At 55.3% G+C, this 23528-nt stretch carries 24 protein-coding genes and 2 pseudogenes; 21 read left to right on the top strand and 5 right to left on the bottom strand.

The window, feature by feature from the left end; all coding sequences use genetic code 11:
- The first annotated feature begins 719 nt into the window (after positions 1–719).
- Both E3Z29_RS21565 and E3Z29_RS21570 read left to right on the top strand, forming a co-directional pair.
- Complete coding sequence (locus tag E3Z29_RS21565; protein WP_097088610.1) at positions 720–1610, top strand: hypothetical protein; 891 nt, start codon at positions 720–722, stop codon at positions 1608–1610.
- A 455-nt stretch (positions 1611–2065) separates the two neighbouring features.
- A complete protein-coding gene (locus E3Z29_RS21570; protein WP_134786889.1) occupies positions 2066–2404 on the top strand; it encodes a hypothetical protein in 339 nt (112 codons plus the stop codon).
- 216 nt (positions 2405–2620) lie between these two features.
- Here E3Z29_RS21570 and E3Z29_RS21575 read toward each other — a convergent pair whose 3' ends face one another.
- Positions 2621–2962, bottom strand: a complete 342-nt coding sequence (locus E3Z29_RS21575; RefSeq protein WP_097088609.1) for a hypothetical protein — start codon at positions 2960–2962, stop codon at positions 2621–2623.
- Positions 2963–3160: 198 nt separating this feature from the next.
- On the opposite strand from E3Z29_RS21575, the gene E3Z29_RS21580 reads away from it, so the two are divergent.
- Positions 3161–4420, top strand: coding sequence for an IS256 family transposase (locus E3Z29_RS21580; RefSeq protein WP_134785609.1), 1260 nt, complete (start codon positions 3161–3163; stop codon positions 4418–4420).
- 181 nt (positions 4421–4601) lie between these two features.
- On the opposite strand, the pseudogene E3Z29_RS29725 reads toward E3Z29_RS21580, so the two are convergent.
- Positions 4602–4839, bottom strand: a pseudogene (locus E3Z29_RS29725) (tyrosine-type recombinase/integrase); the annotation flags it as partial.
- Positions 4840–6035: 1196 nt separating this feature from the next.
- On the opposite strand from E3Z29_RS29725, the gene E3Z29_RS21590 reads away from it, so the two are divergent.
- Entirely contained in the window at positions 6036–9293 is a 3258-nt protein-coding gene (locus E3Z29_RS21590; protein ID WP_134786890.1) for a VPA1262 family protein, read from the top strand.
- 33 nt (positions 9294–9326) lie between these two features.
- On the opposite strand, the gene E3Z29_RS21595 is transcribed toward E3Z29_RS21590, so the two are convergent.
- Together E3Z29_RS21595 and E3Z29_RS21600 are read right to left on the bottom strand one after the other, a co-directional pair.
- Entirely contained in the window at positions 9327–10349 is a 1023-nt protein-coding gene (locus E3Z29_RS21595) for a phage portal protein (protein WP_134786891.1), read from the bottom strand.
- Entirely contained in the window at positions 10349–12106 is a 1758-nt protein-coding gene (locus E3Z29_RS21600; RefSeq protein WP_134786892.1) for a terminase ATPase subunit family protein, read from the bottom strand. The genes E3Z29_RS21595 and E3Z29_RS21600 overlap by 1 nt, the downstream gene beginning before the upstream one ends.
- A gap of 154 nt (positions 12107–12260) precedes the next feature.
- Here E3Z29_RS21600 and E3Z29_RS21605 point away from each other — a divergent pair, with 154 nt between their 5' ends.
- The 12 genes and pseudogenes from E3Z29_RS21605 (at position 12261) to E3Z29_RS21655 (ending at position 18537) form a co-directional block, all read left to right on the top strand.
- Positions 12261–13088: a GPO family capsid scaffolding protein gene (locus E3Z29_RS21605; RefSeq protein WP_134786893.1), complete on the top strand. Its 828-nt coding sequence runs from the start codon at positions 12261–12263 to the stop codon at positions 13086–13088.
- Between the two features lie 43 nt (positions 13089–13131).
- Positions 13132–14151, top strand: a complete 1020-nt coding sequence (locus E3Z29_RS21610) for a phage major capsid protein, P2 family (protein WP_134786894.1) — start codon at positions 13132–13134, stop codon at positions 14149–14151.
- Between the two features lie 3 nt (positions 14152–14154).
- Positions 14155–14856 carry a terminase endonuclease subunit gene (locus E3Z29_RS21615; protein WP_134786895.1) on the top strand — a complete coding sequence of 234 codons (702 nt, stop codon included), beginning with the start codon at positions 14155–14157 and terminating at the stop codon, positions 14854–14856.
- 104 nt (positions 14857–14960) lie between these two features.
- Positions 14961–15431: a head completion/stabilization protein gene (locus tag E3Z29_RS21620; protein ID WP_134786896.1), complete on the top strand. Its 471-nt coding sequence runs from the start codon at positions 14961–14963 to the stop codon at positions 15429–15431.
- Positions 15431–15643, top strand: coding sequence for a tail protein X (locus E3Z29_RS21625; RefSeq protein ID WP_134786897.1), 213 nt, complete (start codon positions 15431–15433; stop codon positions 15641–15643). The genes E3Z29_RS21620 and E3Z29_RS21625 overlap by 1 nt, the downstream gene beginning before the upstream one ends.
- A gap of 45 nt (positions 15644–15688) precedes the next feature.
- Positions 15689–16012: a phage holin, lambda family gene (locus E3Z29_RS21630; protein ID WP_177416199.1), complete on the top strand. Its 324-nt coding sequence runs from the start codon at positions 15689–15691 to the stop codon at positions 16010–16012.
- The gene (locus tag E3Z29_RS21635) at positions 16009–16851 is read left to right on the top strand and encodes an N-acetylmuramidase family protein (RefSeq protein ID WP_134786899.1); all 843 of its coding nucleotides are present in this window, start codon (positions 16009–16011) and stop codon (positions 16849–16851) included. Before E3Z29_RS21630 ends, E3Z29_RS21635 begins: the two co-directional genes overlap by 4 nt.
- Entirely contained in the window at positions 16848–17054 is a 207-nt protein-coding gene (locus E3Z29_RS21640; protein ID WP_134786900.1) for a hypothetical protein, read from the top strand. Before E3Z29_RS21635 ends, E3Z29_RS21640 begins: the two co-directional genes overlap by 4 nt.
- Positions 17051–17494: an Rz-like lysis system protein LysB gene (lysB, locus tag E3Z29_RS29730; protein ID WP_134786901.1), complete on the top strand. Its 444-nt coding sequence runs from the start codon at positions 17051–17053 to the stop codon at positions 17492–17494. The genes E3Z29_RS21640 and lysB overlap by 4 nt, the downstream gene beginning before the upstream one ends.
- Positions 17409–17594: pseudogene (lysC, locus tag E3Z29_RS29520) on the top strand (Rz1-like lysis system protein LysC); the annotation flags it as partial. The gene lysB and the pseudogene lysC, both read left to right, overlap by 86 nt.
- On the top strand, positions 17591–18067 hold the full coding sequence (locus E3Z29_RS21650) for a phage tail protein (protein ID WP_134786902.1): 477 nt from the start codon (positions 17591–17593) through the stop codon (positions 18065–18067). The pseudogene lysC and the gene E3Z29_RS21650, both read left to right, overlap by 4 nt.
- A complete protein-coding gene (locus E3Z29_RS21655; protein WP_134787609.1) occupies positions 18064–18537 on the top strand; it encodes a phage virion morphogenesis protein in 474 nt (157 codons plus the stop codon). Before E3Z29_RS21650 ends, E3Z29_RS21655 begins: the two co-directional genes overlap by 4 nt.
- Here the strand turns inward: E3Z29_RS21655 and E3Z29_RS21660 are convergent.
- On the bottom strand, positions 18499–19455 hold the full coding sequence (locus E3Z29_RS21660) for an FRG domain-containing protein (RefSeq protein WP_134786903.1): 957 nt from the start codon (positions 19453–19455) through the stop codon (positions 18499–18501). The genes E3Z29_RS21655 and E3Z29_RS21660 overlap by 39 nt on opposite strands.
- Before the next feature lie 93 nt (positions 19456–19548).
- On the opposite strand from E3Z29_RS21660, the gene E3Z29_RS21665 reads away from it, so the two are divergent.
- The 5 genes from E3Z29_RS21665 to E3Z29_RS21685 are packed head-to-tail and all read left to right on the top strand — an operon-like array spanning position 19549 to position 23527.
- A complete protein-coding gene (locus E3Z29_RS21665; protein ID WP_134786904.1) occupies positions 19549–20121 on the top strand; it encodes a phage baseplate assembly protein V in 573 nt (190 codons plus the stop codon).
- The gene (locus E3Z29_RS21670) at positions 20118–20462 is read left to right on the top strand and encodes a GPW/gp25 family protein (RefSeq protein WP_134786905.1); all 345 of its coding nucleotides are present in this window, start codon (positions 20118–20120) and stop codon (positions 20460–20462) included. The genes E3Z29_RS21665 and E3Z29_RS21670 overlap by 4 nt, the downstream gene beginning before the upstream one ends.
- Positions 20459–21370, top strand: coding sequence for a baseplate J/gp47 family protein (locus E3Z29_RS21675; protein ID WP_134786906.1), 912 nt, complete (start codon positions 20459–20461; stop codon positions 21368–21370). The genes E3Z29_RS21670 and E3Z29_RS21675 overlap by 4 nt, the downstream gene beginning before the upstream one ends.
- Positions 21370–21993: a phage tail protein I gene (locus E3Z29_RS21680; protein ID WP_134787610.1), complete on the top strand. Its 624-nt coding sequence runs from the start codon at positions 21370–21372 to the stop codon at positions 21991–21993. The genes E3Z29_RS21675 and E3Z29_RS21680 overlap by 1 nt, the downstream gene beginning before the upstream one ends.
- Complete coding sequence (locus E3Z29_RS21685) at positions 21986–23527, top strand: phage tail protein (protein WP_134786907.1); 1542 nt, start codon at positions 21986–21988, stop codon at positions 23525–23527. The genes E3Z29_RS21680 and E3Z29_RS21685 overlap by 8 nt, the downstream gene beginning before the upstream one ends.
- Position 23528 lies beyond the last annotated feature (1 nt).

A 23528-nucleotide genomic window follows, 5' to 3' on the forward strand; every position in this document is an offset into this window, starting at 1 on the left:
GTGTAACTCCTGACGGATAAACGAAAAGGAGCCATCACTCTCGCTACCAAACGAAGGGTGGAGGCCATACGCAGGTTGGTAGACCGGTCGTCAGGAACCCCGGCGCATCCGAAGACGCCCCGCGCATGACCACCATAAAACGAAGACGAGAAACGCCCTCGCAAGACAGTAGTCTTGTGCTTCTGACGGAAGCGGGCTACCAAACCCGATCACTGGTTTGCAGTGACGAAGGGACGATAGAACCCGCGAGCTAGACGCACAAGCCGGGGGATTCTGTCTTAGGTGTAGGGGGAGGCGCAAGGTGGTGTAGGAGCGGGACTGCAACAATAGGCTTCATTTAAACAGACGCGATTTTTCAGTTCGCTAAGGCTCTAAGAGCACGCTAATCGATCTCGATACAGTCACCAGTGCAAAGAGCAATGCGGTCCTTTTTCAAGCGCTGTACGTCGCTCCAGTATGGGTTGGAGCCACTTACTCAAAACCTCCCGTAAACAAAGGCTTTTATTTCCTTTGTACCAGATTCGTACAACCCCTCCTCCTAAGCGCACATTTTGTGCCTGACCTGAAGCAAATTTTAAGCATCCGAATTCCGCTCCAATCAAAGGCACTGTTGTTCACAGGCATACTGTCCTTGTGACGAAATTCTAGTGCCACCATGTCGATCAAGTTCTATAGTCAAATGAAACCAATTTGCCACTATTAACGCGAGGGACTGCTATTTGAACGACACACTTGTTGTAATCGACTCAATCCAGGATCTGAGAGCTCGTCCCGCCTACGAGGCGTCACTGGCATTTCACCCGCATGCTTCACGCCGGTTTGGATCTGTGATTGCGCCCTACCGCTTCTTAGAAAAGACCATTTGCGGCATCGCCCACTGCCATCAACCACACATGGCCGGCTACCTGATCAGTACGAGCGACGGAAAAGAAACAGGTATCGGTGGAAATTGCGGCAAGACCCATTTTGGTGTTTCGTTCACCAGGGAACGTAAGCGCGTTGACCAAGCAATTGCGAGAAGGCAACGAATAACTGCGATACGCTCGATGCTGGAAACCATGTCGGAAATGCTCGTCGAGATCGAAGCCCTCGACATGGCCTACAAGGATCTCTCGTCACTCAAAACTCGACTGATGGGCACAGTTGGCACCGAAGTCTTTCAGAAACTTCGACTGCGCGCTGACCGAGATGAGAACGTGATTGAGAAAGAAGTCCCAATGACCAAAGCAGAGGCAGAGGCTCACTTCGAAACGTCGAATCGCTACGAAGGTGACGGGCTTGGTTGGCCAACCAAGCCCGTCTACGTGACCACTCTCGACGGCCTCTCCTTTTTCAAAGCTCGAATTAAGGACATGGTTGTCACAAATCTTATTCAGCCCATGCGCGAGCTGAGCAAGGTCAAGCCCGAGGAACTGGAATCGCTAAAGCCCCGCCAGCTGCAACGGGAGGCAAAGTGGGTAGGCGAGGTGCCAAAACATCTTGAACGCGCTCGCGAAGTCATTCATGCAGGCAATCGTTTTTTTACACCAGAAAACTTAGCCAAGATGATCAATTTGGGTGCTTCATCAGGTCCACTCATGATGATGATTGACGATTTGAAAGCTCGGTAACCCTGAGTCGACTTCCGACCATTTATTCCCCCTCGTTATTGGTTACAGCAGTTGATAACGAGGGGGCTATAAAAACAGACTAAAAAGGAAATGGATTTAGTTACCGCCAGAACCTTATCGATCACTTTTCCGTAGTGCGCGAGAGCCAATGCTGAGCTTGGTGGATAGAAGCTTCTAATATAAATCCATCACCTTTTTAGGTTCGCTAGGATTCAGAAGAACGGTGCTGAGAAAATTTTGAGGAGCGTGCTTGGTCTCTATTTGATCACCTCATGCCCTCAAGCTCGCACGTGACGCTGCGCATGATGCCAAAAACGTTATGGTACTCGCGACCAGCGAGACAAGTTGGTTCCGGAAAATCGCCCAGCGCTGGCGCCGGAGTTAACGATGAGGCACATTATGCGAAGCCATGGCCTACACTTCTGATTCCCTTCACTGTCCAATGGGTGTTTCCAATGGAACTGACAAATGCCACTGAATTTGATCGTGTAGTAACTAGAGTTTTTTCAGCTTTGGCTGAGCATTTTCCAGCGCCGTTAAGTCTCGACTTTGAGGCTTTAGGTTTGGTCGCCGGGCCAGCCCTGTCCGAGACAGGTTTAGACGGTTATGGGCATACGGCGCATTATGAGCAACACGTTTTTGCGGCCGAGTGTGTGAGTTTTTTGATTAAAGAACAATATCTCAATGGCCATCTGAACGAATACTACCCCCGGGACGTTGTTTTAACTCAGAAGGGGCTGGAACTGATCCGCGCCACTCCACTTTCGCTAAAGCGCGACAATTACGCTTCTTAACTATATCTTACGGCTTGACTCTCGCTGCGCGAAAGGGATAGGCGCTTGGCAGACCTGTTAATGCGTGCATCTAGTCCTTCAGCACCCCGCAACGCGAGCGGGTTTATTGCCCCCCCAAAAAAACCCAACGCTCGTGAGAGCGATGGGGTTTATCTGCGTACAGTTTCTTAGAGATCTTCTTGGAATTACTTCGCGCCCTGATCAAATTTTATCGAGTTAACGAAATGTTCTGCACTCGCCACGATGTTGTTTCTCGGCACTGAGGGATCCTTTGACGTACCCAATGCCCGCTAACACCGCGATAACGGCGAGCGCTCCCAAACCCAGGCCAAAGCCCATCGCTACATCCATGCTGAGGTACTTGTTGAGTGCTGCAGGTAGACCAAACATCAACACGCCACCTACACCAGCGCCGACGATAGCTCCGAACAGCCCCGCTTCATGTTTCTCTTTCGGGGTAGCCCCCCAAACAACTGTCCCAAGGCAACCTTGGCAGGTGGTCACCCCTCGATTGAATTGAAAGTGGCAATGACCACACGTGTAGGTTTGAACTGACATTGACGACTCCTGTTGACTATTTTCGCTGATCTATCTTCCGTTGACAGGCGGGTGCACCTAATTAAACGCGTCATTTTTTATCGACACTTGAGGGATTTTCCTCAGTCAATTTGCCGCTTTTTAACCAAAATTTCAGGACGTTTGCCGGGAGTGTCATAAATTTTGTGTTCGGGCATAACATGTCGCAGAGGTGCATGTATGCCGACCAAAAAGAGACCGGCCCGAGAGGCCCAGCGTGACCTTCCTTCCATTCCCCAAGAGCTGATCGACCAGTTCGTCAGCGGCCCGATGAGTGCCGACGCTATTCAGGATGCCGCGATGGCGTTTAAGAAAGCGCTGATCGAGCGAGCCCTTGGCGCCGAGATGGGGCACCACCTTGGTTATCCTCAGGGCGCGGAGCGCCCTGAGGATTCGAGTAATCAGCGTAATGGCAGAAGCAGCAAGACCGTGCTGACCGAAGACGGCCCGTTGCGTCTGGATATTCCCAGAGACCGCGACGGCAGTTTCGCCCCGATCCTGATCCCCAAGCACGAGCGCCGTTTCACGGGTTTCGACGACAAAATCATCGCCATGTATGCCCGTGGCATGAGCGTTCGCGAGATTCGTGCTTTCCTCTCGGAACAGTACGGCACAGATGTCTCTCATGACTTCATCAGCTCCGTCACCGATGCGGTTCTGGAGGAAGTCAGTACCTGGCAGCAACGCCCGCTTGAGCCCATGTATCCGGTCATTTTCTTCGATGCTCTGCGGGTCAAGATCCGTGACGAAGGCGTGGTTCGCAATAAGGCCATCTACTTGGCTCTGGGCGTGCTGCCGGATGGGACCCGAGATATTTTGGGGATCTGGATCGAGAACACTGAAGGTGCCAAGTTCTGGATGAAGGTCTTCAATGACCTCAAAACCCGGGGCGTCGAAGACGTGCTGATCGCGGTAACTGACGGGCTCAAAGGTATGCCGGAGGCTTTGAGTGCGGTGTTTCCAGAGACAACGCTGCAGACATGCATCGTCCATTTGATCCGCAACAGCCTTGATTACGCGGCGTGGGACAAGCGCCGTGAACTGGCCAAGGCCCTTAAGCCGATTTATCAAGCTCTCAATGCCGATGTCGCCGAACAGGCTCTGGACGCCTTCGAAGCGGGGCCGTGGGGCAAGCAGTATCCGACGATAGCGGCGGCTTGGAGACGCGCCTGGGAGCGGGTTATCCCATTTTTCGTGTTCCCACCCGCGATACGCAAAGTGATCTACACCACCAACGCGATCGAAAGCATCAATTCGCAGTTACGCAAGATCATCAAGACAAGAGGCCACTTTCCAACCGATGAGGCGGCGACAAAACTGATCTGGCTGGCGCTGAAAAACATCACCGCCAACTGGGGCAGCGCCGCCCATGACTGGAAAAGCGCCATGAATCAGTTTGCGGTTTTATATGGAGACCGATTCATCAGGCCGAACTGGTGAAATGAAGGCCTGCCTGACGGCAGGCCATTACCGGCCCGCACACAAAAAATCTGACACTCTCCGTTTGCCCTGTTGCGATGAAAAAATTTTGGTCGCACTTCTTGAAAAGTAATAATCCAAGAATGAAAGGGCATATTATTTTGCATACCCATAATTTTTAGACAACCGTTTTTAATCAAACCTACTCGTTATATCGATCTAATCGGCTCCGCAAATGCGTGTACCGACGGAGCGAATTCCAATCTCGATCCCCTGATACGCTCCACACCCTCGGGATGTCCCACTCCATCTTCGAACAACCGACGACTTACCCCTTCGTGCCGCAGATCATGAAAATGCAGATCTTCGATTCCCAAGAGGGAGCAGGCCCAGGTTAAGGATGCAGACACTGACTTACCACTGTAGAGAAATATCTCCTTTTCCTTTTCCAGAGAGAAAAGGGGTCAGAAATATTTACTATCATTCCCAATGTCCGGCCAATTTTTCAAGCACAGACCTCTACTAGCCACAAACCCCGTCCTCTCCCCCCATTCCTGATAAACTCCCCCACCTCCCAGCCCCACCCAATCCAGAACCGCCAATGTCCCCTATCTCCGCCACACCCGCCCCACTCTCCCGCCGCTTCTCCGTCGCCCCGATGATGGATTGGATCAGCTGATTCTGTAGGCCTCTCCACACGAGGCCTTCAGCGCCATCAAGAAATCCTCGTACCACTTTCGTACCACCCTTCTTCTGCTCATCACGCGGCACGCCAATATTCCTCGTTGGCGCGCGTGCCTGTCGATCCAATCCACAGCACTCCCTACAAGCTTTCCTGCGCGAGCGCGAAGCACCTGGGCGAGAGTGTGTCTGCGCCATCTGCATGAGTACGAGCGAGGCGAAGCGCAGCACCGCCGCACAGGCGATGTCAGATTTTCGGGAAAGACATCGGAGAAAGGTAATTTTGGTAAGCCAAACGTTTTATTCGACTGAGAGCCTTGATTTCAGTGGTCTGCAAAGGATTGGCACAAGGTAATTTTCAAGTAATGAATAGGTAAGGTAATTACCTTTCAAGGAAGTAATTTTCTTTTTCCTGCATTCCATATAAATCAACCATTTACGACAACATTACCTTTTTCATTACTTCAAATTACCTTCTGATGTAATCCAGCAAAGTCAATGAATTCGGGGCTTTCAGCAGCGTACCGATGCCCGGATTACCACATTACTTTTTTCCGAATGTGTTCCTGAAAATCGACCCCAAGCGTTGACCCATACCTGGCGACCGACTGCCGCGACACATTAATTGACCCAACCCTCGCAGGGATTCGCAGGCTTTTTGTCCCAGATGATTACCAGGGCGACTCCCGGCCATAGCGGCGTTCAGCACCGTGCAGGACTGCGGAAAAAAAGACCCATTTAGCCCGGAGGCGAGGTGGGGGGACGACAGCGCGCGCCAAAGGAGACAGGACATGCGTCCCGCAAGCTCTTGAGCTCCACACGACCATCGCATCTGCCAGTTTCATACGAGACTACTAATACGGGCCTTTTTGAAAAGTGTTAGCCAAATAGATTTTTCAAGTATTCTCTGCAAGATCCTGGCTACTAAACGACTTCACAAGCTTAAGGAAGAGGCATGAATCCGTATCTATCACAATTAATTAACCACAAAAACCTGAAGCGTATATTTAGCGAACGCGATAAAAAATGCGCCATTCAACTATGGTTAGTCAAGATCGAGAACAGCACACCTGAAGATATACGGTTAGTATATGGACGAATACTTCCGCACTCTAGCGCCACAAACAAATGGGCCAGTTCGAAAAACCCTTCCAGTAAAACATTTAAAGACTGCAAAGCGACCCTCATAAACACAACAATATTATGCGATAACAACATCCTCCAAACTTTCATTTCATTACTAAGCGACGGCAAAAATTTAGGGGAAATATCCAGCACACTTAATTTAGAGATGGATATCAAACAGAGGAGGCTTTTTGGAAGTTTCTCTTTAGCAAACGAACATTATTTCAGGCCTGTATCCTATCTTCCGATGCGGAATGATCACAACAGCCATGGCCTGAAAAGCCCACATAGTTCAGCAGGAGCATTTAGCGGTTCTATAGTGACAAAAAACAAGCTCAACATGTTTTCGATAAAAAACTCCATACAAAAAGATTTAATATTTTATATTACAGAAAAAATAAACAAAGACACTGGACTAAATTTTCTAGGGGACGACATTGAAAGGCTTGGTGATCTTGAGCTACTGGTATTCCCTACATTGCATGACAACGGAAGCAATCTACTCTCAGTAACATGGAACTCAAAAGAACACACTCTAACTACCAGCCTTATTACCTACCTCCTACCGAAGGAAGCCACTTATTTTATAAAAGCGACTTTTCTAAACAACAGAAAAACAATATACGATGCACTGGGAACTGCAAAGCCACACAATAATATTGTCGAATACAGCTTCGCTATTCCCGCCGAAATGCACGACCATATAGACAGCATCCAAATTGAAATACACGTACAAAATGATGATTCGCCCGCAGAACTACTTGCTAAGTATGGCGTTAGCTACTTCAGAAATCTTCGATTAAGTTTTACTCACAGCCCAACATCAACATCAAAGCGGGTACAACTGGATTGGCTTACGAAGACAACCAACCCTGACACTCACCCTTCTAGAATAATCAACGCGCTTACTATACATAGAGACAATGCATTCCAGCACAACAATGAGCATCTAGGACTTGATCCTTGGGAGGCCATCAACCGGCAAAATATTGCTCTGCTGAGCAATACAAAAGTCAGCAAGTCAGAAGCAAGATTTTTCGAACGCTATTCAGAGGGGGATGGCGATGGCAGGATCGAATTCGTGGAGTGGATAAAATCTACACTTCAAGAAAACCCTAACAAGCAAGTATTTATTTTCGACCCGTATTTTGAGGACGTGGGTGCCACGCTACTAATTGCAAATGCGAGCACACACACAAACTACACTGTATTCACGACACTAGAGTCAGACGAGAAAAAGCAAAGACTTAATAATCTTTTGAGTTGCTGCGAACAGTTAGCTCGCGAATCTACGGTAATAAAAATAAAAATCTATGGATTCCCGAAACATTTTTTCCACGACAGATACATACTAATATCTGACTCAATTGGCTACGACATTAAAGGATTTCACTTATCAAATTCCTTGCAAGCTGCGACAGACAAACATCCTCTCCTGATCACCTCCATACCGAAAGACACGTTACCAAAAGTCATTGAGTACGCACAAAGACTCTTACAGAAAACAATTACACAATCCTCTCCCGACAAAAATGACCCATTACTAATTTGGGATACACAACACATTCAAAAAGCAAATACTGTACATCGTAGATACGAGCCTTTAACCTTCTTAAACAACCCGGCCTCCGGAGAGATACTCTCGGCCTGGACGGGTGAAAACTCCATAAGTGGATTACATTCAGAAGATTTACGAAACAAGTTACGAGAGCTTGGAATACTAAACGAAGAATCATTCGTACCAAAAATCCTATCCAAACCCGATGGAGCGCTCAAATTTCTTTCCCAATGCTCCGCACGAGACTTCAACTCCTACTGGGAGATAATGGGGCACCTACTGGCTAATACCCCTATCGGCGAACACTACACCTTAAAAGGCAACAAGGCCGGAGAATCGATAGCAGATAGACTTGTTTCATTCTTAAAAGCCAAACAATCAACACCGCTCACTTCAACGTCAGAAGCCCAAGAGGCCTTAAATCTCTGTTCAAAACTCAATATCAGTACAGCACATCTGCTTAGGTATGACCAAACTCATCATCTATGCAGAGGAGGTAAATTCAAACCTTTAAGTTGGGGAGACTATTATGCAATAAAAATTCTCTGGGATAGCTTTCCCGATGCGGTCACTTTTCTCCTATTCGACATTGAGAACCCACACAAAAAAACACCCGATCAAGATATAGACATAACAATAGACCACTACATACGCGCTCAAATAATACGTGAAATCGGCCTTACTGCTGAAATAGGCTCTCCAAGCAACCTCTTCAACTTACTTCAATCAAATGACAACCCATTCCTAAAATGGATAAGCTTTCACGCTTTAGACAAATGCATCGTCGAAGATATAGCAAATGCGAGCCTAATATACCAACTACGTAGCAAAGACCAGATGCAGTTCATCGGATGGATGATTAACAATTACGCTCCACCTACGCCTCATCCCCCTGCTATATTTGAACATATGACCGAAATTTACCTATCCAAAATAACAAGAACACTCAACCGCACAGAGACCACGGAAATTATTGACAATTTAAGGGGAAGAATAACAGAGCTTTCTTGGTGCGAGCCTTGGCTTACGCAAAAAATATTAAACCCTCTAATTATTAAAAATTTTATTAGAATAGATATCCTCACTGAAATATGGCTAGAGGAGCTAAAAAATAGCTTTCAGAAAATGCTGACTGGTCAAACGATTGTCTTCTCATCAGAGAAAGAAGCAGTCACTACAAATATTTTCAGCTATCTTTTCTCGCGCACCAACTTGGAAGCTCAACTGCCAATGCTTGAGTTCTTTAAAAAGACCCTCGAAAGACTTAGCAAAACGATACACAGACCTCTTATAGAGGCTTCTAATTGGGACGATTTAGATTCCGCATTAAAAGTATCATTATGGATATACGGCTTGAGCCGTTGGACATACCGCTTTTTGCCTCGGCCCAACCAGATCGAATCACACCTAGTAGATTTGGTTGAAGCAAGTAGCAAACTGAGTTTTTATCGCAGGCAGTCTGAATGGGAAGAATATAATTTTTCAGCTTCAAATTACTCCATATTACTCAAAGACCAGTACGAAGAATAAATCACAAACGGGGCTGCATATTTTGCAGCCCTATTATTTCACATTGGGAAACGAAAGCTCGCTGAATCGAATAACGTCACCACCTAACCAATCATTTAATTGCATCATTCGCATCTGAATTGGTTCTAACTCATTAGCCGCATAGATCTGCGCCGCCTCCCGAATCGACCCAAACCCGCCAGCGTTCTGCGGAACAATCCCCATCAACTGCGGCGGAATCCGCAGGCTCGCCAACACGTCATCCCGAGTCTGATTCTTGATCGAATTGAATTCATCCTTCGCCGCCACCTCGCTGACGGGGATCAGCTGAATTCCGTCCTTCTTGCCGGTCGGCGAGTAGACGAACAGGTTGCGGAAGTTGCCAGGCCCCTTCGATTCCTTCAGCGCCTTGCGCAACGCATCAATATCAGCCTCTGTCTGCGCCGCATCCGTCATGTACAGGATGAACCCGGCATGACTCCCGTTCTCGTAGTACTTGCGCCGGAACAGGGTCGCGGACTCGTTTAACAGCGCCGACTGCAACGCGCTGATCCACTCCGGCAGCCCATAAATTTCCTGATGTAGATCCGCCTCCCTCAGATGAAAAATGCTGTCCGGCTCAAACGCATGCTCATCCTTCCACCCACGCACCTGGTAAAACTGTCCGTCCGGCCCCGCACGCATGTACTTGGCCAGCGGCGTCTCCAGCTTGCACACCCCGCCCAACCGCGAACGTCGCCCCTCCAGGTACCCATTGCCCAGGCACAGGAAGTCCAGGGCGAACTGCTCAAACGATGCTCGCGACAGCAGCGGATGCGGGATAAACGTCTTGCTCAACAGGTTGCGCTTGAACATCAGCCCTGAGTGCAGATGCACGCTCGCCCCCACTGACCGAGCCAGCCCGCCCAGCGACAACGGCGGCTCATACCAACGCCCGTTGAACCAGCACTCCAGATAGTCGAACACCTCCCGGCCACCCAGCACCGGCGTCGGCTCGCCGAAGGAAAACACCTGCGTCCCGGCGCCGATGGCGGGTGTGGTCGCGGGTAACGTCTGGTTGGCCAATTGTTCGGTCATCAGTAAATCTCCATGCGCCCGGTGTTGGCAGTCGTCTGCCCCTCAAGCGGTTCGTTATGCAATGCGTGGAAGAGCGCCCAGGCAAGGTCGGCATGGCCGGTGTTGTCGTTACGGCCGGCGGTGTAGGTGTACTGGCGCCCGCCGGCGGTGACGGTCTTGCGGATGGCCATCAGGGACTGGGCCATGTCGGTCCAGCCGGCGTCGAATTCGAGCCGGCCCTTGTGGATCACGTCGTAGGCTTTGAGCACCAGGCGGGTTTTGACTTCAGGCGAGTAGCTGAAGGTGGTCACTGCGGGGAAGAACTGACGCACCAGCTGGGCCACGCCGCTGCCCAGTCCAGTCACATCGATGCCGATGTAGGTTACCCAGTAGCGGTCGCAGACGCTTTTGATGAACGCGGCCTGCGCGGCGAAGTCCATGCCCCGAAACTGGTGACGTTCAAGGATGCGGAACTTGCCACCGGGCACCAGCGGCGGCGCGACCACCACCAGACCGGAACAGTCACCCGTCTCGGCCGGGTCGTAGCCGATCCACACCTGACGGTCGCCGAACGGGCGCATGGCGAAGGGCTTGTAGTCCTCCGCCCACTCAACCCAGCTGTCCACCATGCACGACTGCAACAGGGTCAGCGGGAAGATGCTCGCGCCGTCGTCGACGAACTCGCACATCAGCAGGTTGGCGAACGCCTCGGGGCTGTACTCGCGGCGCAGTTCCTCGATGTCGAACAGGTCACAACCGCCCCGCTCCGCATCCAGAATCGTGACGATCTGCCGCCACAACCGGTCCTCACAGAACCGCCCCTGCTGGAGCGCCCCGTGGGACACGTCCACCTTCGTATGCTGCGCTGCGGGCTTACCCTTGTTGAAGCGCTCGCCGGTCCAGAAGGTGTACGCCTCGTGGGCCATGCTCGACGGTGTCGAGAAGTAGGTCTTTCGCCACTTCTTGTGCATCGCCATGCCCGAGGCGACCTTGTTCAGTTCCTCGAACTTGAACGTCCAGAAGAATTCGTCGAAGTAGAAATTGCCGTGATAGCCCTGGGCGGTGCGTGCGTTGGTGCCAAGAAAAAACAGCTCGGCGCCGTTGGGTAAAACGATGGGATCACCTGTCAGCTCGACGCCGATCACCTCGCGGCAAAAGGCCTGAATGTAACCCCGGAACAGATAGGCCTGGTTCTTCGAGGCCGACAGGAAAATCTGGTTGCGCCCGGTGTCCAGCGCATCGATGAACGCTTCGCGGGCGAAGTAGTACGTCGCGCCGATCTGCCGGCTCTTGAGGATGACGCGGGTGCGCTGATTGCCGGCCCGGTACCAGTCTTTCTGGTAGTCAAAGCAGCCGTCGATAAAGGCCTCGCGCAGCAGCTCGATCTGATCTTCATCAATCTCGTTTTTGACGGCCTTTTTCTTCGGCTCGGCGTTGCGTTTCGCGAGGTTCGGGTTGAGGTCGGTTTCGGTGCCGCCACCCTGAAAGCGCTGGATCCGCGCCTGCCGTTCGAGCTGGCGGTGCAGCAGATCAATCTCTTTGAAGTCACCGCCGCTTTTCACATCCTTAAGGATCAACTGCACCAACCGCGCTTCCAGCGCCCCGCCGATGCGCTCGACGTTGTCGGCCCGGTCCCACTCGTCGCGGGCCTTCCAGCTGTGTAGCGTTTTTTCCTTTTCGCCCGTAGCCTCGGCAATCTCGCAGATGCGCCAACCCATCCAGTACAAGAACTTGGATTGGCGGCGGGGATCGATGGGCAACAGTGCGGTCGTAGTCATGGCCGCGATGCTGCCGCCCGCGCCCGCGACTCAATAGCGCCGCCCCTTGTAGCCCCCTTCCCTACAGTCCCGCCTCGTTGCCGCAACTCGCGCGCGTCACGACCATGCCCCTCATCGCAACACTTTCAGCGCCCACGCATTGAGGATTCCCGGCATGAAGAAATTTCGCAGTAACTGGTTCCGCGTCGCCGTCGAGGGCGCTACCTCTGACAAACGCACCATCAAACGCAGCTGGCTGGAACAGGCCTCGAAGAACTTCAATCCGGCCACCTACGGCGCCCGCATCTGGCTGGAGCATTTTCGCAGCCTGCTGCCGGACAGCCCCTTCAGGGCCTACGGCGACGTACTGGCCGTGAAGACCGAAGAAGTGGACGTGAACGGCCAAAAGAAACTGGCGCTGTTCGCCCAGGTCGAGCCGACTGCCGACCTGATCGCCATGAACAAGGCGAAACAGAAAATCTATACGTCCATCGAAATCGACGACAGCTTCGCCGACACCGGCGAGGCCTACATCGTCGGTCTGGCGGTCACCGATTCGCCGGCCAGCCTGGGCACCGACGTCCTGGCTTTCTCAGCCCAGAAACCTGACGTCAGCCCCTTCAAGGATCGCCACTACTCCGCGACCTCAATGTTCACCGAGGCAGTCGAAACCGAACTCACATTCGAAGAGATCGAGGAAAAGCCAAGCATCGGCGCCCAGCTGTTCAGCAAGGTGCAAAACCTGCTCAAGGGCAAGCAAGTCAAGGACGATAGCGAGTTTTCGCAGATCAGCGATGCCGTCGAAGCCGTGGCCGATCACGTCAAGGATCTGCCCGACCAACTCGCCGCCGAGAAGAAATTCTCCGCGGGCGTAAGCACCAAGCTCGATCAACTGAGCAAGGACTTCACCGAGCTGAAAAACAAGCTCTCTACCACCCAGGACCACAACCAGAAGACCCGCCCTCCGGTAACCGGTGGCGACAAGGTCATGACCGACTGCTGACAGCCGGCCCACCCACAGCCCCGAACCACGAAGGACGACATTCATGCGTAACGATACCCGCGAACACTTCAACGCCTACCTGAGCCAGGTGGCGCGCCTCAATGGCGTGTCATCGACCGCCAACACCTTCGCCGTCGATCCGACGGTTCAGCAGACGCTGGAAACCCGCATGCAGGAATCCAGCGAATTCCTCGGCCAGATCGGCATCATCGGCGTCGATGAACTGCAAGGCGAAAAGGTCGGCTTGGGCGTCAGCAGCACCATCGCCGGCCGCACCGACACCACCGGCAACGGCGTGCGCCAGCCGCGCGACGTGTCGTCGCTGGACAAAAAGGGCTACAAGGCCGAACACACCGACTTCGACACCGCCATCCGCTACGCACAGCTCGATGCCTGGGCAAAATTCCCGGACTTCCAGGCACGGCTGCGCGACGCGATCCTCAAGCGTCAGGCCCTCGACCGCATCATGGTCGGTTTCAATGGCGTCAGCGTTGCCGCTACCACCGACCGCCAGGCCAATCCGCTGTTGCAGGACGTCAACATCGGCTGGCTCCAGCAGTACCGCACCAACGCCTCGGCGCGCGTCCTCAAGGACGGCAAGGCCGCCGGCAAGATCGTCATCGGAACCGGCGCGGAGGCTGACTACAACAACCTCGACGCCTTGGTGTTCGACGCTGTCGCCAACCTCATCGATCCGTGGCACCGCAAGGATCCGGGCATCGTGGTCATCCTCGGCAGCAACCTGGTGCACGATAAGTACTTCCCGCTGATCAACAAGGAACAGCCAGCGTCCGAGAAACTGGCCACCGACATGATCCTTTCGCAAAAGCGCATGGGCGGTAAGCAACCGGTCGAAGTTCCGTACGTGCCGGACGGTGCGGCGCTGGTCACATCGCTAGCCAACCTCGCCATCTACTGGCAGATCGGCGGACGCCGACGCTACGTGAAAGAAGCGCCAGAAAAGAACCGCATCGAGAACTACGAATCCAGCAACGACGCCTACGTCGTCGAGGATTACGGCCTCGGCTGCCTGATCGAAAACATCGAGCTTGAGGGGGCGTAAGCCATGGCCAGCAGCCTCGCCAAGCAGCACTTCCAACGTGTCACTGCCGCACTTGAGGCGGCAGCGACCGAACCCACCCAGACCATGGCCGGCGCCACCGCCTACGAGCACCAACTCAACCAGTTGCTGCAAGACCGCCTGCGCCTGAAACAGGTGCAGTCGAACCAGGGCAAGGCCGAACTCAAACGTCAGCTGCTGCCCGAATACATCCCCTACGTGCAGGGCGTGCTGGAGGCCGGTCAAGGTGCGCAGGATGAAGTGATGACCACCGTCATGGTCTGGCGCTTCGACGCCGGCGACTTCACTGGTGGCCTCGACATCGCCCAGTACGTGCTGCAACACAAGATGGTCATGCCGGACCGCTTCGCCCGCACCCTCGGCTGCCTGGTCGCCGAGGAAGTAGCGACCGCCGCGTTCAAGGCGCAGAAGGTCGGCGAACCGTTCGACTTGGCCATCCTGCATCGCACCGCCGAACTGACCGACACAGAGGACATGCCGGATCAGGCGCGCGCCAAGCTGTTCCTGGCCATGGGCCGCGCGGCGCTGGAGGGCATCACCGACGACAAACCCGGCCAACCCGGACAGGTACAAGCCGGTATCGAACTGTTGAAAAAAGCCATCGATCTGCACGACGCCTGTGGTGGCAAGAAAGATCTGGAGCGGGCCGAACGCCTGCTCAACAAACTCGCTGCCACTGGCAGCTAACCGAGCGTCCCCACGCACCCCGCCGGCTCGGGGCGGATCGGCCAGACCGCTCCTCCTGAACGTGAAGCCCCGACCACCGGCGACCTACAACAGAGCGCAGATTCATGAGCGGATTCGTAGCGGGCGGAACCGGCACCACATCCCCGGCCGGCCACATCAACACCGACCCCTTCTGGCCATCGATCGATCTGGACGACGTGCGCGGCACCTTGCGCATCGATGCCAGCGTCACCCCGATTCGCCTTGAGACTGCGACCATCGCCGCCGCGATCAGCGTCAACCGCGAGTTCGCCGAATGGCGCCGCGCTCAACAGGCCAACGGCCACGCCACCCTCGCCGAAGTGCCGGCCGAACTGATCAAGGGTGTTTCAGAGCGCGTCCACCTCTACCAACGCGCGATCTACGCCGCGACCGGCGCTGAGATTTGCGAGCGCTACCGCTCTTACGACAGCACCAACAGCGGCAACCAGAACGCTGAAGAACTGACCCCAAGCATCGACGAACTGCGCCGCGATCAACGCTGGGCCGTGCGCGACTTCCTCGGCCTCGGCCGCACCACCGTGGAGTTGATCTGATGACCGTCAGCATCCGCGCCCAACAGAACGACACCGTCGATGCCCTTTGCTGGCGCCACTACGGCCGCACCGCCGGCGTGACCGAGGCTGTACTCGAAGCCAACCCGGGACTGGCCAACCACGGCCCGACCTTGCCGCAAGGGCTTCTGGTGCAGATGCCGGAAGCCCAGGCCGCAGCCCCACAACGGCAGATGGTGCACCTATGGGACTGACCCACGCGCACCGAGCCCTTGAACCCAACCACCCTGGATCATGGAATGAAACGCATGCCTGACCGTCCCGACACCTGGGCCTGGCTCGCCGCCTGGCTCGAACAGAACTGGCCCGCCATCTACTCCGGCCTGCTGGCCCTGGTCATAGCAAGCCTGCGCGTGATCTACGGCGGCGGCACCGTGCGCCGCATGATGATCGAAGCCCCACTCTGCGGCGCGCTCGCCCTGTCTGCCAGTCACGGGCTCTCGCTGCTGGGGATACCGGCCACGACTGCACCGTTCTTCGGCGGGGTCATCGGGTTGCTCGGCGTCGAGGGCACCCGCGCTGCCGCCAAGAAGATTTTCAACCGCAAGGTAGAACAGCTATGACCACACTTCGCCACGGCGACCGCTCGCAGGCGGTACGCATGCTGCAAAAGAACCTCAATCAGCACGGCGCCAAGCTGGAAATCGACGGTGACTTCGGCGATCACACCGAAGCCGCCGTGCGCGCCTATCAGCTCAAAGTCGGTCTGGTCGTCGATGGTGTGGCCGGCAGCAAGACGCAAGGCGCGCTCGCCGGCAACGATTGCCAGCTGCTGCTGAAGAACGCCGACCTGTTCAGCGCAGCCGAACGCCTCGGCGTCCCGCTCGCCAGCGTCTACGCGGTCAACGAAGTGGAATCGAAAGGCACCGGTTTCCTCGAAAACAGCAAGCCGGTCATCTTGTTCGAGCGGCATGTCATGTACCGACAACTGTCGAAGGTTCGCCACCAGGGCGATGATGCTGCCGCGCTCAAGCAGCACGCCGACCAACTGGCCGCGAGCAACCCGGCCATCGTCAATCCGAAATCCGGTGGCTACGCCGGCGGCGGCGCCGAACACCAGCGCCTGGCCACCGCTCGCCTGATCGATGACACGGCCGCGCTTGAGTCCGCCTCTTGGGGCGCCTTCCAGATCATGGGCTTTCATTGGCAGCGACTGGGCTACAGCAGCGTTCAGGACTTCGTCGCCGCCATGAGCGCGGGCGAGTCGCAGCAGTTCGACGCCTTCGTCCGCTTCATCGAAACCGACCCGGCGCTGCACAAGGCACTGAAGGGCCGCAAATGGGCCGAGTTCGCCAAGCTCTACAACGGGCCGGATTACCAGCGGAACCTGTATGACATCAAGCTCCAGCGCGCCTACGAACGGCACGACGACTGCGGTTGCGGTCAGGTGGTGGCGGCATGATCGACTTCGATGCTGTGCAACGATTGAACGTGCAGGACGGTGACCTTCTGGTGGTACCACCGGACAGCGACTACCACGACATGGAGCTGTTGCGCGACGCGCTCTACGTTCAGATGCCAGAGCGCAAAGTCATCATCATTCGCGGCCCGGTGCAGCAGCTGGATATCGGAGCCATGAACAAACTTGGTTGGTACCGGGCGTGAGTACTTTGCGCCAGGCCCTGCTGGGCGTCGTGCTACTCGCGGCGTTGGGCTTGCTGATCTGGTGCCAGGAACTGCGCATCAGCGGAGCGAACAAGGACGCCCGACTGGCTGAGAAGGATGCAGCCACCGCCCGGAAAGATGCCGAGCGCAACCTCGTGAATGCCAACGCGTTGCGCGCCAACCTGCAACAGGAGCGCAACGCCCAGACCACTCTGCGCGCGCAGCAGGATCAACTGCGCCAAGGCCTGGCAAAGCGCGAACTCACCATCGAGGCTCTGAAACGTGAAAACGCCGACCTACGCAATTGGGCTGACCAGCCTTTACCTGATGCTGCTCGCCGGCTGCGCGAGCGCCCCGCCCTCACCGGCGCCGATGCTTATCGTCAGTGGCTGTCCGGCCGTGGTGCCTTGCACGCTACCCGCGACCAGCCCGCGCAGTAACGGCGATCAGTTGACCGATCAGGACCGCGTCGAAGCCGCCTGGGCAGATTGTGCGAGCCAGGTCGATATGGTTTACCAACACCAACAGGCTCAGCCATGAACAAGCCCGACAGCCTGAAAGCTCACCTGCTCGCTACGGTGTCCGAACTCAAGCACAACCCCGACCGGCTGCTGATCTTCATCGACAACGGCAAGATCCGCTGCACCGCCGCGCACACGCTGTCGTTCGAGTACAGCTTCGATCTACAGGTCATCCTCACGGACTTCGCCGGCCACCCCGACAGCGTCATGCTGCCGCTGCTCGGCTGGCTGAGCGTCCACCAGTCCGAACTGCTGGAGAACCTAAGCAAGGCCGCTGACGGCATTCAGTTTGAGGCTGACATTCTCGACAACAGCAAAGTGGATATGAGCCTGACGCTGCCGCTAACGGAGCGTGTGGTGGTGGGCAAGGATGACCAGGGCAACACCACTATTCGCCATCCCGGTGAACCGCAACGGGCGGCTGACTTTCTCGATCCGAACTGGATACCTGGTGCGCTGGGTACCGGGAGCGAATGGGTGCTGCCGAAATGACAAACCGACTGGAAGCGCTGGAAGATTGGGCAGCGGGATTGCTTGGGCAGTTGGAGCCTGCATCGCGCAACAAGCTGGCCCGCAGCGTTGGCCAAACATTACGTCGCAGCCAGCAGCAACGAATCATTGAGCAGCAGAACCCAGATGGCAGCAAGTACGCGCCGCGAAAGCAACGGAATCTGCGGGGCAAGCAAGGCAGACTGAAACGGAAAGCAAGAATGTTTCAGAAACTACGAACGGCCAGCTTCTTGAGGGTACAAGGCGACGGTAACGGAATAAGTGTCGGGTTCACCGGGAGGATAGCCCGTATTGCCCGAGTGCATCAGTACGGCATGAACGACCGGGCCGCACGAGATGCACCTGACATACGTTATGATAAAAGAGAGATATTAGGTTTCACCGACGCTGACTTGGATCTCATTCGTGACGAACTACTTAATTATATGGTTTTTTATATGCCTTTTAAGTAGATGTCTTTCCTTTAGTTCTGCAGCAACACCATCGTATCCGGGAAAAATCCTCGACGGGCCATAACCCAGCTTTCTAATACTTTGAGCCAGGGACACTGTTTCAGATCTCGGCAGAACCATTTTCACGAAAAGTTTTTCATGCCGCCCGTCTACTAGCCCAGCTACATACTCATTAATCAAAACATCAAGAGATCGCCTATCAACAGGCGGAGCACTATTAGGGCCCAGCGTGAAAGTCTCGATCGATGGGAGCTTAACTGACCAGTGAGTAAACAAGCCATTCTGGGCGGCCAAATTAGGATTACCACTATAGTGAGGCGTAATCATTTTCAAGGGAAAATCTTTTTCAACATGTTCAATCAGCCCAAGCTCCTTAGCATTCATAGCCCATATACACAGGTCACCATCAGAATTAACACAAGACTTGGAAGCAAAAAAACTCGCAACAAACGGGTTATATGTCCAGTCTAGCAACCTAGTACTGATCCCATAATGCTGTGCTAACCCCGCTGTCTCTAGCATATCTGAAGGTAACCACTCATCACCATCGAGCCAAGCCGCCATTGTATGTAAATCCGTATTTTGATGAAGCCTTTTTCGTAGCCGATCCGAACTAGGCACATCTAACCCTCTCGCATCCGCCATGCGATAAAAATCCCTTATAAGTTGATATTCCACATACGCCAACGAATAAGCATCATCAGAAATACTCCCATCATATTTCAAATAAGCATTCGAAGACTTCCATAGTTCCTGTGCCCCCCCACACCTCAATGACGTCGGAACTAGCTCATAATTTGAATTAGAATGACCCCTAAATATAAAACCCTCAAGTCCAGCATCCTCAGCCCAAGGCATAAACGCGTTCAGAAAGTCCTGAGCACTACCAAATCTTCGCTCTTTTATAAATGTCGTCATTATTTCCGCCGATTTTATTTGGTTAGTTGTAAACGTGCTCGATACATTGGTCTGTAATTTACAGTAATGCCGAGACTTTACACCATCGGCGCCATGAACGACTTAGCCACCCTCGCCCGCCTGATCGAAAACCTCATCCGCCTCGGCACCATCGCTGCCGTCCAGATGAAGCCCCCGCGCGTGCAGGTCAAAACCGGATCGCTTACCACCGGCTGGCTCCCATGGATCGCCGCTCGGGCAGGTGCCGACCGTGAGTGGAACCCGCCCACCGTCAACGAACAGGTCATCCTGTTCAGCCCCTCCGGCCAGCTCGGCAACGGCATCGTACTGACCGGGCTGTTCAGCGACCAGATCCCCGCCAACGGCGACCGCGAGGGCCTGCACCGCTGCACCTACCGCGACGGCACCGTCATCGAGTACGACAGCGTCGCGCACCACCTCAACGTAACGCTGGCCGAAGGCGGCACCACCAACCTGACCAGCACGGGCGGCATCCACATCGTCGGCCCGATCACCCACGAAGGCGACTACACCCAGACCGGCAACCAGAACGTCACCGGCAAGGTCTCCGTTTCCGTGGACGTGGTCGCGGCCAACATCAGCCTGGTCAACCACCCACACGGCGGTGTCGTGGCCGGGGGCGCGAAGACGGGGAAACCGGAATGAACCGAGAAACCGGCGCGGCCCTCGGCCAGGTCGAACACATCGCCCAGTCCATCACCGACATCCTAACTACTCGCATCGGCACCCGCGTCATGCGCCGTGAATACGGCAGCCTGCTGCCTGAGCTGGTCGATCAGCCGTTCAACGACTTCACCCGTTTGCAGGTCTACGCTGCCACCATCATGGCGCTGATGCGCTGGGAAACCCGCATCAGCCTCAGCCGAATCCAGTTCATCGGCGCGAACCTTCAGGGCCAAGCGTCGCTGGAGTTCGAAGGCACCATTGTCGATAACAATCAGCCGCTGAGCCTGAGCGTGCCTCTGCAACTGGGAGGCAGCGTATGAATAGTTTTGTTGCCATCGACCTCGGCCAACTGCCGGCGCCGCAGATCGTCGAACAGATCGATTACGAGCAGATCCTCGCCGAACGCAAGGCCCACGCCATCAGCCTCTGGCCGGTTGAGGAACAGCCTGAGATTACCGCGCGCCTCAACATGGAGTCCGAGCCGTTGACCAAGCTGCTCGAGGAGAACGCCTACCGCGAAACCATCTGGCGGCAGCGGGTCAACGAAGCCTCCGTTGCCAACATGCTCGCCCTGGCCAAAGGCACCGACCTCGAACAGCTCGCTGCCAACTTCAATGTGAAGCGACTGGTCATTCAAGCCGCAAACCCTACAGCTGTGCCGCCCTTACCCAAGCTGATGGAAAGCGACGACAGCCTGCGCGAGCGTGCGCAGATGGCATGGGAAGGCCTCAGCACCGCCGGCCCTCGCAACGCTTACATATTCCACGCTCGTTCCGCTGACGGTCAGGTCGCCGATGCCACCGCAGAGAGTCCGGCGCCGGCCGAAGCGGTGGTCACGGTGCAATCCGTGCTGGGCGATGGCACCGCTTCACAAGCCCTACTGGATAAGGTCGAGGCTTACCTCAGCGACGACGACCGCCGACCGGTCGCGGATCGCCTGACGGTCCAGGGCGCGGAGATCATCAACTACCAGGTCAAAGCAAAAATTTACCCGCTGACCAGTGGCCCGGAAACCGAACTTGTACTCGCCGCTGCCGAAGCACAGTTACTCAAGTTCGTGCACCAACGGCGGCGCCTGGCACTGGAGGTTTCCGAATCGATCGTGCACGCCGCGCTTCACGTCGAGGGCGTACGCAAGGTCGTGCTGGAGGATTGGGAAGACATCGTCGCCACCAAATACCAGGCGCCGTACTGCACGAAAATTGAATTGGCGTTGGGGGTTGAGTGATGGCCTACCAACCGCTGTTGCCAGGCAACTCGACACCACTGGAACGTCACGCCGCCGAAGCCTTGGCACAGATCCAGCGCGTACCCATTCCCCTTCGCACACTCTACAACCCGGACAAGTGTCCCCTGCCCCTGCTGCCGTACCTGGCGTGGGCATTCTCTGTGGATCGCTGGGACAGCAAGTGGACGGAAACCGCAAAGCGCGCAGCCTGTCGAGCCGCCTACTACGTGCACTCGCACAAGGGCACCATCGGCGCGCTACGACGCGTGGTCGAACCATTGGGCTATCTGATCGAGGTTGCGGAATGGTGGCAGACCACGCCACCCGGCACGCCCGGTACGTTCGCCTTGCGCATCGGTGTCCTCGACTCCGGCATCACCGAAGCGATGTACCAGGAACTGGTGTGGCTGATCGACGACGCCAAGCCCCTCACCCGGCACCTGACCGGCCTCGACATCGTCCTTGAAACCCGACTCGACGCCTTCGTTGGCTTCGCCGTTTACGACGGAGACGAAATCGACGTGTACCCCTGGAACAATCCGGATATCGACGTATCAGTCCGGGGCTACTACGGCGTGAGCCTTTACACCCTCGACGAACTGGATGTGTATCCCCATGGTTGATCAGAACTCTATTTTCGGCGGCATGCTGACGACGCTGGGCGCCGCCAAGAAAACCAACTGCGACGCCCTCGGCATTCCCTGGGAACCGCGTTACATGCTGATCGGTGATGCCAACGGTACCGATCCCGTGCCCAGCCCCGCACAAACCAAGTTGATCAATCAGCGGTACCGCGCGCAGCTCAACCAACTGCGCGTATCCCCTACCGACGACAATGTCCTCATCGCCGAGCTGGTGCTGCCCCCTGATGTTGGCGGGTGGTGGATTCGCGAACTGGCGCTCGAGGACAAGGACGGCGTGTTCTCGGCCGTGGCCAACGTGGCGCCAAGTTATAAACCATTGCTCGCACAAGGTTCTGGCCGCAACCAGGTCGTGCGGATGCACGTCATCACCAGTGGCACGTCAAACATTCAGTTGAAGATTGATCCGTCGGTTGTGCTCGCTACTCGCGAATACGTCGACACGAAGATTTTCGAAGAGCTGTACAAGCTCGACTGCAAGCAGTCGGTGCGAGTCGCCACCACGGCCAACATTGCGTTAACGGGGTTGCAGACCATCGACGGTGTCGCGTTGGCGGCCAGCGATAGGGTGTTGGTGAAAAACCAGACCTTGGCTAAAGACAATGGCATATACGTTGTGCCGACGACTGGTGCGTGGGCCAGGGCGGCGGACGCTGACAGCAATGCAGAAGTGACCTCGGCGCTGCTGGTGTCGGTCGAGCAAGGCGCAACCCTGGCTGATACTCGTTGGCAGTTGATCACGGACGGGACAATCGTTCTGGGCACTACGGCGCTGACGTTTCAGAACGTGACGCAAGGCTTTGCGCCAATCAACGCTCCGGCATTGGTAAACCCGACTGCCAACACACAGCCGCAATTTGATAACTCATCGAAACTTGCCACGACCGAATTTGTGCAGCGCTCGCTGGGTAGCCTCGCGGGTGTCTCGGTTTATTCAGGCTCCACCGTGCTGCCCCTGAGCGATGTGGGTAAGTACATCACGATAAACGGCGCTGCAACGGTAACTCTACCGGCTACATCAACGCTGCCGGTTGGCTCAAAGTTCGCTATCGCCGCATCAACAACCGGCGCGGTCGCGGTGGTGGTAGCCGGTGGCGGAACCATCGCCGGCGCAAACAACACCCCGTCAGGGCCTACCATCGTCCTCGCTGCTGGGGTGATGATGGAGTTCATTGTCTTTGGCAATGGTATCTACTCAGCGGTTGGTGGCTCCGGCGCTTCGTCGCTCGGTGCTAACGGATACCAAAAGTTCCCATCGGGTCTTATCGAGCAGTGGGGGACGCTAACCGTCAACGACAACGCCGAGCAGGCCATTTCGCTTCCAGTTGCTTTTCCTAACGCGGTTCTCGGGGTCATCGCCACCTCGTCCTATTCGTTGTTAGCGGGGGCTGGCGAGTTCGCAATTGCGGGGGCTCGAAAGATCGCCGGCAGTCTTAGCACTATTGCTATAAACGCGAACACGGGGCCGACCGTTTCGTCGGCGCAAGTCGTAACTTGGCGCGCGTGGGGGTATTGAA

Source organism: Pseudomonas sp. S150 (assembly GCF_004526365.1).
Taxonomy (GTDB): Bacteria; Pseudomonadota; Gammaproteobacteria; order Pseudomonadales; family Pseudomonadaceae; genus Aquipseudomonas; species Aquipseudomonas putida_A.

What these genes read in the sequence shown, in the direction of transcription:
- E3Z29_RS21580 (WP_134785609.1), top strand. Translation starts at nt 3,161, where the DNA reads ATGCCGACCAAAAAGAGACCGGCCCGAGAGGCCCAGCGTGACCTTCCT.
- E3Z29_RS21640 (WP_134786900.1), top strand. Translation starts at nt 16,848, where the DNA reads ATGATCGACTTCGATGCTGTGCAACGATTGAACGTGCAGGACGGTGAC.
- E3Z29_RS21680 (WP_134787610.1), top strand. Translation starts at nt 21,370, where the DNA reads ATGGCCTACCAACCGCTGTTGCCAGGCAACTCGACACCACTGGAACGT.
- E3Z29_RS21655 (WP_134787609.1), top strand. Translation starts at nt 18,064, where the DNA reads ATGACAAACCGACTGGAAGCGCTGGAAGATTGGGCAGCGGGATTGCTT.
- E3Z29_RS21685 (WP_134786907.1), top strand. Translation starts at nt 21,986, where the DNA reads ATGGTTGATCAGAACTCTATTTTCGGCGGCATGCTGACGACGCTGGGC.
- E3Z29_RS21610 (WP_134786894.1), top strand. Translation starts at nt 13,132, where the DNA reads ATGCGTAACGATACCCGCGAACACTTCAACGCCTACCTGAGCCAGGTG.
- E3Z29_RS21605 (WP_134786893.1), top strand. Translation starts at nt 12,261, where the DNA reads ATGAAGAAATTTCGCAGTAACTGGTTCCGCGTCGCCGTCGAGGGCGCT.
- E3Z29_RS21625 (WP_134786897.1), top strand. Translation starts at nt 15,431, where the DNA reads ATGACCGTCAGCATCCGCGCCCAACAGAACGACACCGTCGATGCCCTT.
- E3Z29_RS21665 (WP_134786904.1), top strand. Translation starts at nt 19,549, where the DNA reads ATGAACGACTTAGCCACCCTCGCCCGCCTGATCGAAAACCTCATCCGC.
- E3Z29_RS21675 (WP_134786906.1), top strand. Translation starts at nt 20,459, where the DNA reads ATGAATAGTTTTGTTGCCATCGACCTCGGCCAACTGCCGGCGCCGCAG.
- E3Z29_RS21670 (WP_134786905.1), top strand. Translation starts at nt 20,118, where the DNA reads ATGAACCGAGAAACCGGCGCGGCCCTCGGCCAGGTCGAACACATCGCC.
- E3Z29_RS21660 (WP_134786903.1), bottom strand. Translation starts at nt 19,455, where the DNA reads ATGACGACATTTATAAAAGAGCGAAGATTTGGTAGTGCTCAGGACTTT.
- E3Z29_RS21650 (WP_134786902.1), top strand. Translation starts at nt 17,591, where the DNA reads ATGAACAAGCCCGACAGCCTGAAAGCTCACCTGCTCGCTACGGTGTCC.
- E3Z29_RS21570 (WP_134786889.1), top strand. Translation starts at nt 2,066, where the DNA reads ATGGAACTGACAAATGCCACTGAATTTGATCGTGTAGTAACTAGAGTT.
- E3Z29_RS21600 (WP_134786892.1), bottom strand. Translation starts at nt 12,106, where the DNA reads ATGACTACGACCGCACTGTTGCCCATCGATCCCCGCCGCCAATCCAAG.
- E3Z29_RS21620 (WP_134786896.1), top strand. Translation starts at nt 14,961, where the DNA reads ATGAGCGGATTCGTAGCGGGCGGAACCGGCACCACATCCCCGGCCGGC.
- E3Z29_RS21595 (WP_134786891.1), bottom strand. Translation starts at nt 10,349, where the DNA reads ATGACCGAACAATTGGCCAACCAGACGTTACCCGCGACCACACCCGCC.
- E3Z29_RS21635 (WP_134786899.1), top strand. Translation starts at nt 16,009, where the DNA reads ATGACCACACTTCGCCACGGCGACCGCTCGCAGGCGGTACGCATGCTG.
- E3Z29_RS21590 (WP_134786890.1), top strand. Translation starts at nt 6,036, where the DNA reads ATGAATCCGTATCTATCACAATTAATTAACCACAAAAACCTGAAGCGT.
- E3Z29_RS21630 (WP_177416199.1), top strand. Translation starts at nt 15,689, where the DNA reads ATGAAACGCATGCCTGACCGTCCCGACACCTGGGCCTGGCTCGCCGCC.
- E3Z29_RS21575 (WP_097088609.1), bottom strand. Translation starts at nt 2,962, where the DNA reads ATGTCAGTTCAAACCTACACGTGTGGTCATTGCCACTTTCAATTCAAT.
- E3Z29_RS21615 (WP_134786895.1), top strand. Translation starts at nt 14,155, where the DNA reads ATGGCCAGCAGCCTCGCCAAGCAGCACTTCCAACGTGTCACTGCCGCA.